Here is a 14,608-nt window from a genome sequence, read left to right as displayed (position 1 = left end):
TAGTAAAATAATGGAGCGGGACACTAAAAATGTAAGGTAGGGGAGAGCATGAAAGGCTATTCAAAGAAAATGTTAGTAGGGGTAAGTTTTGCTAGTTTAATGTTAGGGAGTTTTCAAGGGGTAAGTTTGGCAGAAGATACTAAGGGAGAGCAAGTTTCTTATCGAAATGTGCTCAAAATGGAGCCAGTCGGTGTACAACTACCAGTACAAGAATTAGCTCATTCATCGAAAGTGCTCGAAAGCAAGTCTTTTGAGAAAAGGTTACAATTTGCCGATTTATCACAAAGACCACCTGAGGTGAAAAAAGGAAGTAAGCAATTAGCTGTAGCGAAAACTTATACAATTGCCGAATTAAATCAATTAAGCAATCAGCAGTTAGTAGATTTACTTGTAACAATTGATTGGGAGCAAATTACGGGGCTATTTCAGTTTAATACAGACAGTCTAGCATTCTATCAAAATGATAGTAGGATGCAGGCGATTATTGATAAATTGAAGCAGCAAGGACAAGCCTATACGAAGGATGATTCAAAAGGGATTGAGACATTAGTAGAGGTATTACGTTCAGGATTTTATTTAGGATTTTATAATTCAGAACTTAGTAAATTAAATGAACGGAGTTATCATGATAAATGCTTACCTGCATTAAAAGCGATGGCTAACAATTCAAATTTCAAGCTGGGTACATTAGAGCAAAATAGAGTGGTATCATCATACGGAAAGTTAATAGGAAACGCTTCAAGTGATGTGGAAACGATAACATCAGCTGCAAAGATTTTTAAACAATATAATGATAATTTTTCTACATTAGTAGATAATCTTTCAGCTGGAAATGCTATTTACGATATTATGCAAGGTGTTGATTACGACATTCAATCGTATTTGTACGATACGAGGAAAGCACCGAAAGATACAGTATGGTATCAGAAAATAGATAGTTATATTAATGAATTAAGTCGTTTTGCATTAATGGGAACGATTACAGAAAAAACCGGTTGGCTTATTAATAATGGCATTTATTATACAGGTAGACTCGGTATGTTCCATAGTACAGGAACGAAAGGGTTACAAGTTGTAACAGATGCGATGAAAATGTATCCGTATTTAGGGGAGCAATATTTCGTAGCTGCTGAGCAAATTGCAACGAATTATGGCGGAAAAGATGCAAATGGTAAAGTAGTGAATTTAGATCAAATAAGAGAAGATGGAAAGAAAAAATATTTGCCAAAAACGTATACGTTTGATGATGGGGCAATTGTTTTAAAAGCTGGAGATAAAGTGACAGAAGAAAAAGTAAAACGTTTATATTGGGCGGCAAAAGAAGTAAAGGCACAATTCCATCGTACGGTTGAAAGTGATCAACCTTTAGAAAAAGGAAATCCTGATGATGTATTAACGATGGTTATTTATAATAGCCCAGCAGAATATCAATTTAATCGTCAATTGTACGGTTATGAAACGAATAACGGTGGTCTTTATATAGAAGGAACAGGTACGTTCTTTACTTATGAGCGTACGCCAGAAGAAAGTATTTATAGTTTAGAAGAATTATTCAGACACGAGTTCACGCATTATTTACAAGGTAGATATGAAGTACCAGGGTTATGGGGACAAGGGAAAATATATGAAAATGAAAGATTATCTTGGTTTGAAGAAGGAAATGCTGAATTTTTTGCAGGGGCAACGAGAACGGATAATGTTGTACCGAGAAAGAGTATTATAGGAGGATTATCTTCAAATCCAGCAGAGCGTTATACGGCAGAGCGAACGTTAAATGCAAAGTATGGAACGTGGGATTTCTATAATTATTCCTTTGCTTTACAATCGTATATGTACAATAAGAGATATGATATGTTCGATAAAATACATGATCTTATTAGGAAAAATGATGTAACAGCATATGATGCATATCGCTCTACATTAAGTAAAGATGCGAATTTAAATAAAGAATATCAGGACTATATGCAAATGCTAGTTGATAATCGTGAGAAATATAATGTGCCATTAGTATCAGACGATTATTTAGCGAATCATGCATCGAAGCCAGTTTCAGATATTGCAGCAGAAATAACAGCGGAAGCAAAATTGAAAAATGTATCAGTGAAGAAAAATAAATCACAGTTCTTTAATACATTCACACTACAAGGAACATATACAGGAACTGCAGCAAAAGGAGAATATGAAGATTGGAAAACAATTACACAAAACGTTAATGATACGTTAAAACGTTTAAGTGCAAAGGAATGGACAGGCTATAAAACAGTAACAGCATACTTTGTAAAATATCGCGTGAATACATCAGGACAATTTGAATATGATGTTGTGTTCCACGGTATTAATACAGAAGAAGGTGCAGAGAATAAAGCACCAGTTGCAGTTATAAACGGTCCGTATAGCGGAAATGTAAATGAAGCAATTTTATTTACAAGCGACGGATCAAAAGATGAAGACGGGAAAATTACTTCGTATAAATGGGAGTTTGGTGATGGAGCAGTAAGTAATGAGCAAAATCCAACTCACGTATATACAAAAGAAGGAACGTATACGACGAAATTAACGGTAACAGACGATAAAGGAGCAACTAATACTGCTACAGCGACTGTAACTGTTCAAAAGAAAGAAGATAACAGTGTAGAAAAAGAACCGAATAACTCATTCCAAACAGCAAACCAATTGCAGTTAAATCAAGTTTTACGTGCTAGTTTAGGAAATGGCGATACAAGTGATTTCTTTGAATTTAATGTGGAGACTGCTAAAAACCTTCAAATTAACGTAACGAATGAAAATAATATTGGAATGAACTGGGTACTTTATTCTGAAGCAGATTTAAATAATTATGTTACGTATGCTCAGCAACAAGGGAATAAACTAGTAGGTAGTTACTATACGTATCCAGGGAAGTATTATTTACATGTGTATCAGTATGGCGGGGGGACAGGGAATTATACGGTGGAAGTGAAGTAGTAAAAGGGGAGTTGTCTTTTTCAATGAATGGAAAAAGGTCTGTACTTTAATGAAAAAACAACTGCAGGCAATGTCTCTAATGATAATAACAAATTAAGTGTCGCGAGATGTTATATTTATATTAAACCAATCTAATCAGTAAATAAGATAAAATCGATGAACTAGTATTTCATCACGATGTAAGAAAAGTTATAAATATTAAGTGTTTTTAATTGAATTAAACTAAAGGATCAGAGTGTATCTGTAACAATAGATAGGCTCTGATCCTTATTATATTTAATTAACGCATATGAATTTAAGATAATTAATAAGTAAGCTAGCTAGCGGGATTCTTAAAATTCATTTATGTAATTAACTAAACAGAAAATTGTTATCACATTAGCAAGGGATACTAATAGAAAAGCGTGTCCCTTTACCTAATTCACTCTCTATTTCTATATCTCCGTTTAATTCTTTAATAATACTATAAGCAATCATAGTACCAAGCCCAGTTCCTTTTTCTGTTGTTGAATAGAATGGCAAAGCAATTCGTTTTATTTGTTGAGATGACATCCCAATTCCTGAATCAATAATATCAATCATGATATTTCCTTTTACTTTTTGTATATTTATTTGTAATAATCCACCATTTTTCATAGCCTCAATTCCGTTTTGGATGATGTTGTTTAGACAGAGTTTGAATTTTTCGGGGTCTCCATTTATATAAAAGGAATCTGTACTATTTTGTTTGATTTCAACTTTGTATGATAGAGCGAGTGGTGAAATAGTATCTTTCACCTGATTTAAAATGTGATTAATATCTATTTTTTCTTTTAGGGTATTCTGTGGTTTGGTTAAAGATAAATAGTTATTAATAGTAGATTGTATTTGCTGCATTTCAATTAACATGATTTCTAAGTATTGATCCTGAGATAGCTTAGAGGCATGTTTTTCATTTAATAATTGAGTGAATCCATGTACCGTGGTTAGTGGATTGTGGATTTCGTGTGCAATTGACGCTGCTAGTTCGCTAGCTATATAAAATTTTTCAGCCCGTTGCAGTTTTTCTTTCATTTTATATTTCTCAATCATTTCCTCTATAAAATAAACTGATAATAATACTGTGAAAATATTAATGACTATATAATTTAATAAAAATTCTATGAGAGTAGAGTCTATTTTACCTCCTGTATTTATTTGAGTTACAATACCGCAAATAGAAAGGGAAGCTGTACATACTAAAATAAGAAGTAAGCTTAATAATATCTTTTTTTCTTTAAAATACATAGGTAATAAGTAACGAAAGAGCATTGTTATAACAGAAATGATAGTAAAGATAATAAATGATGGAAGAACGCCATTTCCGCCTAAGTAAAACCGGTAAGAAAGATATAAAATTCCTATAAAAACAATGTTTTTTGTATTTCCATATAGAAAAACTAATATTATAGGAATAAAACGTAAATCATAAATAAATCCCACATGTAAATGAAAAGGAAAAGTCATACAAAAAATAATAGCAATGGAGGAAAGAATAGAAAATAACATATTATTACATGTTATTTTTTCTTTAAACTCTAGCCAAAATACGTGATAGCTAAGGATACAAATTATTATAATAAAGGTATTTAATAAAAGAGTAGAAATTCCCATAGTTTTGCATCTCCGATAGTTTGTAAGTAGAATTATGTATGAGTTGGACATAGATGTTTAGTATTAGTAGACTTTTTATCTAAAAAAGGAAGGGTACTTGAAAAGTGCTGTTATATTACTCGTATTAAAATTGATAAGGAAAATAGAAAAAAATAATAGATAAAAAATCTATTTAAATTTATGTACATATGAAATCATAAACTAACTTTTGTATAGGTGAAATTTGGATTGAGTTACTGATAAAATAAGTCTTTTTAAGTATGAATATTCTGTGAAAATGATATGCGTGGTGACTCCTGTTTTGTAGCCTTCGTTATATTAACATGGAATATATCAAATTACAAAGTGAAATTTTAGAAAAATTTTATTAGTACATTTTATCTGAAATAGAAATGCTATTTATTTGAGTATTTTGGTACTTACTCGTATAAAACTTTGTTAGAAAAAGACTTTAAAATTTACATGTTTTTTATGAAGTGTAATATTGTAGCTTTATCTATGTGGCTTTCTCAATAACTATTAAGGCGAAAAGTTAAAATATATAGGTTTATAGATATGAATTATTACATAAAAACGCACTTAAAAAAGGATGTATGATGGTAATAGAATACAAACATCAAGGGGGAACTTAAAATGAAGTTAAATAAACTAGTGCTTAGTTGTGGAGTAGTTTCAGCATTAACACTTGGTGTGTTAGGGAATAATACTTATGCTGAAGAAGTACACAAAACGAATGATCCAATTCATGTAGTTGAACATGTTTCTGCAGACTTATTATTAACCCAAACAATGAATTATAGTGGCGAGGCTGTAACTTCTTTCGTATATGATGGGAGTACTGACTTAAGCTTCTCTATGAAAAATAATGGTCAAAATACAATGGGATATAGTGTAAAAGGTCCAAATACAGAGCTAATTGTTGGTGGTTATATAAAACCTGGAGAACAACAAATTAATGTTACAAATGTACGGAATGCTTTATCTCCATTACCGAATGGAACATATAAAATTTACGTTTCAAATGATGATGGTTCTAAGGGGCAATTCCAAGTTTCAGTAAGATCTATGAATTAAATTTAAAACGCTTTGTTTTTAAGTTAATTTAATCTTTGCTTATTGGAAAGAAGCTAAAATGAATTGAGAATTACCGATAAAAATGAAAACGAGCACCTTATCTAGTTGTGAGAGGGTGTTCGTTTTTTGCTATTAAACAGAAAATAATTATAAATATATTTTGATATCCCCATTGCTAACCTACTAGATTGTGTCAACGAGAGAATGTCTACTATAAAAGATATTAAAATAAAGATGATGTAACATTCCGCTAAATTATATGGGGAAATAGAAAAACCACCCTTATATGAGTGGTTTTTAGTAATTATTTTTAGGTTATACATTTAAAATTAGGCTAAGTTATAGAAATAATAAACATTTAATCCGTTGTTATTATTTTGGTTCTGGATAATGATTGTAGTATGAGATTCTAATAAATTCTTGGTAGACATTTGTTAATTTGGCATCTCTAAGAGCATCGTTGAATTTTTGCATACGTACACTCCCTTGAGCGTAGCCTCCACCTGGAGTATAAGGGTTTCTAGCTTCAAAGTCATCCAAAAATACTTTTAATTTTTTATAGTCTTGAGATTGATAGAAAGCCACGGCCTCTTCAGGAGTGACATCAAAGTAAGAGGATGACGTTGAGTTATAAGAAACTGCTTGAGCAGTAGGTGCCTCTAGCATAGTTGCAGCTCCACCGAACATAGTAAGCGCCATAGAAGATACAATAATTTTTTTAAACATAATAAAACCTCCATGTAGAATATTAGATTAATAGTAATCCTGTAATCATTATAGTTACAACGAAAAAGATTATCAAATGCAATATTGCATAATATATCCCGTTATTTTTGGGCAGTAAGACTCCCGCCCAAAAATTCAATGAAAGCAAAGAAGTTAGGTGGGAATCGGGCGGATTAAAGTTTCGCTTTATTATTTGAACGAGAAGTCACCTTTATATTTAAATGGAGGAGTGTAATAGATTAAAAGAGGTGTATAAATTACTCAGGTTAACAAGAAAATGAAAAGGCTATTTTTAATAGGGGAAAGCTTAATAACTGGAGTAAAGGAATTGCTATTTATATATTTAACATACATATTTGTCTTTTAAATTGTAGGCGTGTTTTAGAATTTGTATATAGTAAATTCGTTAAAAAACTTGATAAATAATAAAATGTGTAAATTTTTTGACTATTTTATTAAAATTATTTAATATTTGTAATTTATTGTTTTATAATGATAATTGGGTCGATCGTGAATGTTTTAGATATTGCGATATATACTCGGATTAATTTATTCTAGGGAGGTTACAAAATTGGGTAAGAGAGTCATTATAAGAGTTTTTACATTATTATCAGTACTGGCATTATTCCTTAATGTATTTTTACCTAGGGCTAGTGCAGAGGTTATGACGCATGAGAAATATTCAATGGACTGGAGTTATAGTAATAGTCTAGGTAAGTACATTCGCACTGAAATGATTAAAAATTCAAGTGGTCAAATTGCTTATTGCTTAACCCTTGGATTAAAATCACCAAATGGTGAAGATCTTCCTGAAATGGGGAAAACAGATAATGTAGTATATAGAGTCTTATTAAATGGTTTCCCGCAAAAAAGTGCTGAACAGCTGGGAGTAGCTAATAAAAATGAAGCGCATTATGCAACGCAACTTGCGGTTTGGAATGCACTAGGTCAACTTGATGTAAATGAACTGAAACATGCGAATAAAAATGTTGAAAAAGCGGCTAAGACAATTATCAATGCTGCTAATAATAGTGGGGATACGCAAGATATTTATATGAATGTTATCCCAGCTGAAAAACAAAAAGCAGAATTAAAAGGTGAATTCTTCGAAACGAATCTATATACAGTACAAACAAATGCTAAGAGTGGTTCTTATAAAGTAGTAGCGAAAAATGCACCTAATGGAGTTAGAATTGTTAGTGAAAATGGAGAAGTGAAAGATCAGCTTTCAGTTGGAGAAAAATTTCGTATCCAAATTCCTAAGAATACAAAAACGGGTGAATTTAATTTAAGTGTTGCTGCTAATTTAACTAAAGTTCAAGCAATTGCTTATCGTGGTACGGATACTGTTCAGAATGCTACAGTACTATTAGAGAGAAATGAAGAAAAGCTTAGTAGTGATCTTGCAGTAAATTGGGAAGCAGCTGGTTCTTTAAAAATTAAAAAGGTTGGAGAAAATGGAGAAGTTTTAGCTGGTGCAGTATTTGAGGTCTTTAATGCAAATAATGAATCAGTCGGAAAAATCACGACTGGTGCTGATGGTATGGCAGAATTAAACAACTTACCAATTGGTACTTACACATTAAAAGAAATTAAAGCACCAACAGGCTATGTTTCAGATGATAAACCACAAACTATTGAAGTTAAGACAGGGGAAACAGGAGCTGTCCAAATAGTAAATAACAAAGTAAAAGGTAACATCGAAATTAAAAAGCTTAGTGATTCAGGAAAGATTTTACCAAATGTTGAATTCACAGTCTTCACTGAAGATGGAAAAGAAGTGAAAAAAGTAGTAACAAAAGAAAATGGAATTGCAAACGTTGAAGATCTTACGTATGGTAAATATTATTTCTTAGAGACAAAAACACCTAATGGATATATTGGAAATAAAACAAAGTATCCTTTTGAAATTAAAGAGCACAATAAAACACTTACTTTTACAGTGGAAAATACCGAAGTGAAAGGTAGTGTAAAATTACTAAAAGTAGATAATGAAGATATTAGTAAAAAATTAGAAGGTGCAGCATTCGAGCTAAAAGATGCAAGTGGAAAAGTAGTTGGGGAATATAAGACAGATAAAAATGGTGAGATTAACGTCAAAGATTTAGCGTATGGTAAATATTCATTTGTAGAAAAGGCTTCTCCAAATGGTTACGTTCTTGTTAAAGAACAGATTATGTTCGAAATAAAGGAACATGGAAAGGTTATTGAGTTATTGGCAGTTAATCATCTTATCAAAGGTGATCTAGAAATTACAAAGGTAGATGTAGCTGATGGAAATAACAAGCTTCCAAATGCAGAATTTACGATTTATAACGAAGCAGGAAAAGAAGTAGTAAAAGGAAAAACAGACGATAAAGGAATCGCTAAATTTGAAAAGTTACCATTTGGAAAATACACATATAAAGAAACTGTTGCACCAAACGGTTATGTATTAAATGAAGAAACGTTCTCTTTTGAAATTAAAGAGAATGGTCAAATCATTAAACACATTGTCAAAGATGAAAAGATTCCTTCAATAAAAACAACAGCTACTGATAAAATAGATGGTACAAAAGAAATGCACACGTCTAAGTCTGTAACAATCCAAGATAAAGTGGAATACAAAGATCTACAAGTAGGTAAAGAGTACACTTTAAAAGGTAAATTAATGAATAAAGAGACTAATAAACCATTAGTTGTAAATGGTAAAGAAGTAACTGTTGAAACGAAGTTTACACCAAAAGAAGCAAATGCTTCTATTACACTAGATTTCACTTTTGATGCAACTGGTTTAGAAGAAAAAGAAGTAGTAGTATTCGAAGAGTTACTGAAAGACGGAAAAGTTGTTACGACACATGCTGATATCAATGATAAAGGTCAAACAGTTAAATTCGTTAAGCCATCAGTAAAAACGACAGCAACAAACAAAGCTGATGGTTCTAAAGAGTTAGATGCTTCTAAAACTGTAACAATCCAAGATAAAGTGGAATACAAAGACTTAATCGTGGGTAAAGAGTACGTAGTAAAAGGTAAACTAGTGGATAAAGCAACAAACAAGCCATTATTAGTTGATGGTAAAGAAGTAACAGTAGAATCTAAGTTTACTGCTAAAGAGAAGAATGGTTCTATCACATTAGACTTCACTTTCAATGCTTCTGCATTACAAGGTAAAGAAGTAGTAGTATTTGAAGAACTGTATCAAGATAATATATTAGTAGCTATTCACGCTGAAATTGAAGATAAGGGACAAACAGTGAAATTTAAAGAGGGAAAATCAGAACAACCAAAACCAGAACAGCCAAATTCAGGTAAAAATACGCCAACACCAGAGCAACCTAACGAGCAAGTAAAAGAACAACCACAACTTAAGAAAGAAATTCAATCTAAAATTGGATGGTTACCGCAAACAGGTACTAATCTTACAAGTTGGATCTCTATGGCTGCAGGAGCATTACTGTTAATTGTTGGTGGAGTGATTTTCTTAAAACGTAAAAATGCATAGAAATTAAAAAATAAGCACATCTGTTTTTATAACAAGATGTGCTTATTTTTATCATTTTAGCCAAGAAGACTCCTATATTTAAGCGTGAATGGCATTTAAAATAGCAACCATATTTTATAGGTAATTTTGAACAGTTAAAAGAAATATTACAGGAGGGTGAAAAGCAAGGAATTTTTCATTTCTTCTCCATAAATCATACAATACATTGGATCACTTCTATTGTTTTATTTCCAAAGTTTAAAAAGTTTATTGATTTTTTAGGACCAAATGAAACGAATGATACAAATCATGAATGGATGCCAGAAAACTTAGTGGACAGGATTGTTACTACATTAACAGATAAACCTAATGTGTAAATTATTCAGTATTTATGAATTCTATTATTACTATTTAAAGCCTAATTTCTCAATGTATTGTAGAGAAATTAGGCTTTTTTTATCAATTCATTAAAGTTTTTATAATTCAAAGACTCAAGTTAATGATTATATTTTCAAGTATTCGTTTTGAGCTACATAGATATAGTTTTCGTTGCAACTGTTTGTTGAAATATTTTATCATGCTCAACAATAACCATTGTGGGATTAAATTGTTGAATAAGTTCTTCAATCTGCATGCGGGAATAGATATCTATAAAATTTAGTGGTTCGTCCCATATATATATATGAGCTTTTTCACATAAACTTTTAGCGATAAGCAGTTTTTTCTTTTGTCCACCAGAATAATGAGATATATCTTTTTCAAATTGAATTCGGTCAAAGTCCATCTTACTTAGGATGGACTTAAATAAGGTTTCATCAATCTTGTGCTCTTCAATAAAGCCTGATAGCGATCCCTTCAAATGAGAAGTATCTTGTTGGACATAGGAAATGATGAGTCCTGTACCTAAAGTAACTAAGCCTGTATGCTGTATCGGATGTCCTAGAATTAGTTTTAGGATACTACTTTTTCCGCTCCCATTCGTTCCATCAAGTACAATTCGGTCACCTTGTTCAACTATGAAGCTAATCGGCTCATTCACAATTTGATCATTGTACTTAACGGACACGTCAACTAAAGTAACCAATTCATTTGATTTAAATTGCAATTGTTCCAATTTTAATGACTCAGTTTTTTCCACATTTTTTAGTAATTTTGATTTTTCCTCAATAGCTTTTTGTTGCCTTGATTCAAGGTTTTTTGCTCTTTTCATCATCTTGGCTGCTTTATGTCCTACAAACCCCTTATCCAACTTAGAGCCTGAATTCCTCGTTCCATTTTTTGAAGCTTCCACGTCATGAGACCAACTTGCTGAACGTTTGGAAGACTGTTTTAATCGCCCTATGTCTTTTTGTAGACGCTCATTTGTAGCCTTCTCGTGTTCTTGCTGTCTATCAAAATTTAACTTCCAAGAAGAATAGTTACCACTTTGAACTTCAATATTTGCTCTATTAATAGATAGGATATGGTCAACGCACCCATCTAAAAAGATTCTGTCATGTGAAATTAAAATAAATCCTTTTTTCTTCCTTAGATAATTGGAGACTATCTTTCGTGCATCTGTATCTAAGTGATTTGTTGGTTCATCAATTAATAGAAATTGACCCGCATTTAAAAACAGTGCAGCAAGCAACACTTTTGTTTGTTCCCCATTTGATAATGTTTTAAATGGTCTGTACATGACCTCAGCATCAACATTTAAATAGGATATCTCACGTAGAAGTTCCCAATCTGCAGCTTGGGGACAAATTTCTTCAAGGATTTCATGAGTGAATTTGTTCTTATCTGAAACAGAGTAGGGGAAATAATTGAATTCTACTGAAGCAAGGATTTTCCCGCTATACTCATAATTCCCTAACAATAAATTAAAGAATGTCGTTTTACCTCGTCCGTTTCTACCAATAAATCCTAGCTTCCAATCCGTATCTATTTGGAAGTTTACACTTTCAAAAATATTATCAAAGCTACCTGGGTATGAAAAAGTTAAGTCTTGGACCTTTATCATTGACATAATAATTCCTCCTTTATATATCGAAACGTTTCATATAAAGTCGGAACATCCATCCATTTTTTAATTCCTCTATATAAGTTTGATGGATATTAACGACTTATATAGAGCATTACATGTGTAACAATAGTATCTGAAGTACTCATTTTTCTCGCTCCTTTATTTGTGAAGTACATTTAACAATTAGTAAGTTTCAACTAAGACAAACGGGAATAAAAAAATCCCCCAATTTGTAATCGGAAGGATTAGTCTTTCGTCTATACTTAATAAGTACTTATTAATCATTTGAATCATGACAAATAAAGTATGAACTGAATTTTAAAAATGGATAGACTAACCCTATATTTTGTAGTTTGAAGTTATAAAATTCAACTTAAAATATAAATTAGTTAATCATTATTCATCCATCATTCCTTTCATAATTCTATTTTTAGAGTAACATTCTTTTTAGGGAGATGCAATATTAGCTTCAATTTCATCTAATTCTAAATCATTTATAATTCTTTGAGTAAGGAGATAAAACTTTACCGCCCTTTTTATAAACATCACATTTTTGTTCAATAGGTCATGTCTTTTGTCCGTTAAAAAGAGAGGATATGAAATTGACATCAACTTTTTGTGTAACTATAATAGTTACAGTTGGTTTCGTAAACTAATTTGAATTTCTATTTTAATGATAGTATATTTTCATTCCTTTTTAAGTGTGACAGATAGCAACTATAATCCAATAGAGGAGTAGATTCTATCTCATATGTAAAGAGTAGATAAGTTGTACCCGCCAAATTTACGATGCTCAAATACTTAAAAAATTACATTTTTCAGCTTATCCTTTTTAGAATCCTCAGTATTGATAATTGTAAACATCTACAAAAAGTTAATAAGATTGTTGTGTATAGAAAGAAATCTTTTAAAAAGGTCATAATATGGATAATAGGTAGCACACATTTTAATTAGTAGGACTTGTGCCACCATCAAGCCATTTTTTAATAAAAGTATAGAAAAATCAAGAAGGTGAATCCATTGCGTAAACATGTATATGTGCAATTTTATGTATTGATATTGGCTTTAATAACTTATATAAGCTTTTGCTTTATATTTTTATTTGTTTTTCCGAATCATTATTTCGTATCAGATTTTAATATCCGACTATCATCTTTAGTCGTTGAAACTACTGTATTTATCTCATTACTGTATTCTATATTATCCCAAAAAATTAAGTTAGGAGTATTCTGGGTTTGCATTACTATTGCAATAGGGTGTTTTTTGATAGGAAATTTCATATCCGCTTTTCAAGTACTTAATGTAGAATTACCAATACAAAATTTTAATATTTCTGATGTATTTCTACTGTTTTTCTTATTCTTCTTTCTTTTTGCGTTCTTTTATAAAATTATGATGGAATGTAACAAATGGGAGAAAGCGTATTTACTTTGTGATTTATGCATTGTTGTTACTGCTATTTTTACATTAGAGTGGTACCTATTTAATAAACCATCTGCAAATATTTTATTCTTATCAATTGGAGATGTTTTTCTCTCATTTATTTTTCCGATTATAGATTTATTGCTTCTATTACTTGGAGTTACACTGATCTTTCGACCTGCTATTTTCAATGCAAAAAGTAAATTGTTTATTTTTATCCTAGTATTAACTGGATTGGCTATTACGGACTATTTGTATTTTTACTTACAAGGTGATTTATCAGAGCGTTCAGTTATATTTTTAAGGTGTTTGTATAGAGTTTTCCTATTATTTATCGCTATTGCTGCTACAATCCCAAAGAATACTTCTTCTAAAAGAAATTATTTTATTATTAATCCGACATTTGGAGAGAAACTTCTTGGTATATTCCCTTATCTTGCAGTTGCAGTCTTAATTGGCTTTACTTTGAAAGAGCAAACTTCTTCAGCTACATTAATTACGGGAAATTGTATTGCTTTTGTATTTGTACTGATTCGTCATACAATCGTACGAATGCAAAACAAAGAGTTAACTAAAACATTAAAAGTGTTTAATAATCAATTAGAACAAACAGTATCTCAAAGAACAAGGGATTTAATAAATAAATCTAATGATTTAGTAAAAAATCAAGAGAGATTTAAGTCATTATATGAGTATCATCCGGATCCTATTTTAACGATTGATTCAAACGGTATCGTATTAAATATAAACCAGGCTGGAAGTATGTTATTAGGAAAAGAAAGTGCTGCATTAATAGGGAAAGAGTGCTTCTCTATTTTTTTAGATGAAGATAAATCTGAATTGGAAGCAGCTATAAAGAAAGGGAAACGATGTAGTTCATCTTCACTACAGTTACGTGTGAAAAATAACAATGAGAAGGATATACTCTTTTGGTATGTCACTATAGTTCCTATTATGATAGAAGGACAAACCTTTGGGAGCTATGTAATGGTAAAAGACATAACAAGGATGAAACAACAACAGGAAGAGATAAATTACCTTGCATTCCATGATACGGTGACGGAGATTGGAAATCGTATATTCTTCCAAAAAGAATTAGATAGATCTATTAAGCGTGCACAAAAAACACAGGATAAGTTTGGGCTCCTGTATATTGATTTAAATCGCTTTAAGACTATTAATGATACATTGGGTCATTCGATTGGTGACAAGGTTTTAAAAGAAGTTGCCAAACGTTTTAGGACATGTCTGTCACCGACTATTCCTCTAGCAAGAATAGGTGGTGATGAGTTTGCGATCATTGTCCATAACCAAACAGAGCA

The 14,608-nt window shown here is 31.3% G+C and carries 7 protein-coding genes and 1 pseudogene; 5 read left to right on the top strand and 3 right to left on the bottom strand.

Going from position 1 to position 14,608, the window contains the following annotated elements; all coding sequences use genetic code 11:
- Nucleotides 1-48 precede the first annotated feature (48 nt).
- On the top strand, nt 49-2,964 hold the full coding sequence (gene colA / locus ES895_RS17655) for a collagenase ColA (RefSeq protein WP_000679530.1): 2,916 nt from the start codon (nt 49-51) through the stop codon (nt 2,962-2,964).
- A 378-nt stretch (nt 2,965-3,342) separates the two neighbouring features.
- On the opposite strand, the gene ES895_RS17650 is transcribed toward colA, so the two are convergent.
- Nucleotides 3,343-4,596 (bottom strand): sensor histidine kinase, encoded by a 1,254-nt coding sequence (locus ES895_RS17650; protein ID WP_000513018.1) that lies wholly within the window; start codon nt 4,594-4,596, stop codon nt 3,343-3,345.
- A 633-nt stretch (nt 4,597-5,229) separates the two neighbouring features.
- On the opposite strand from ES895_RS17650, the gene ES895_RS17645 reads away from it, so the two are divergent.
- Entirely contained in the window at nt 5,230-5,670 is a 441-nt protein-coding gene (locus tag ES895_RS17645; protein ID WP_000773525.1) for a hypothetical protein, read from the top strand.
- A gap of 372 nt (nt 5,671-6,042) precedes the next feature.
- Here ES895_RS17645 and ES895_RS17640 read toward each other — a convergent pair whose 3' ends face one another.
- Nucleotides 6,043-6,396 carry a hypothetical protein gene (locus tag ES895_RS17640; protein WP_000473485.1) on the bottom strand — a complete coding sequence of 118 codons (354 nt, stop codon included), beginning with the start codon at nt 6,394-6,396 and terminating at the stop codon, nt 6,043-6,045.
- Between the two features lie 571 nt (nt 6,397-6,967).
- Between ES895_RS17640 and ES895_RS17635 the strand changes: the two genes are divergently transcribed.
- Nucleotides 6,968-9,880: a VaFE repeat-containing surface-anchored protein gene (locus ES895_RS17635; protein WP_135238532.1), complete on the top strand. Its 2,913-nt coding sequence runs from the start codon at nt 6,968-6,970 to the stop codon at nt 9,878-9,880.
- A gap of 104 nt (nt 9,881-9,984) precedes the next feature.
- Nucleotides 9,985-10,236: pseudogene (locus ES895_RS17630) on the top strand (TetR/AcrR family transcriptional regulator); the annotation flags it as partial.
- Between the two features lie 152 nt (nt 10,237-10,388).
- Here the strand turns inward: ES895_RS17630 and ES895_RS17625 are convergent.
- A complete protein-coding gene (locus ES895_RS17625) occupies nt 10,389-11,867 on the bottom strand; it encodes an Lsa family ABC-F type ribosomal protection protein (RefSeq protein WP_044584737.1) in 1,479 nt (492 codons plus the stop codon).
- Nucleotides 11,868-12,884: 1,017 nt separating this feature from the next.
- Between ES895_RS17625 and ES895_RS17620 the strand changes: the two genes are divergently transcribed.
- Nucleotides 12,885-14,608: diguanylate cyclase domain-containing protein (locus ES895_RS17620; protein WP_135238531.1), on the top strand; the 1,724-nt coding region annotated here is incomplete at its 3' end.

The sequence above is a fragment of the Bacillus sp. 007/AIA-02/001 genome (assembly GCF_004634455.1).
Classification (GTDB): Bacteria; Bacillota; Bacilli; order Bacillales; family Bacillaceae_G; genus Bacillus_A; species Bacillus_A cereus.
This window is presented reverse-complemented; position numbering and strand designations above follow the sequence as displayed.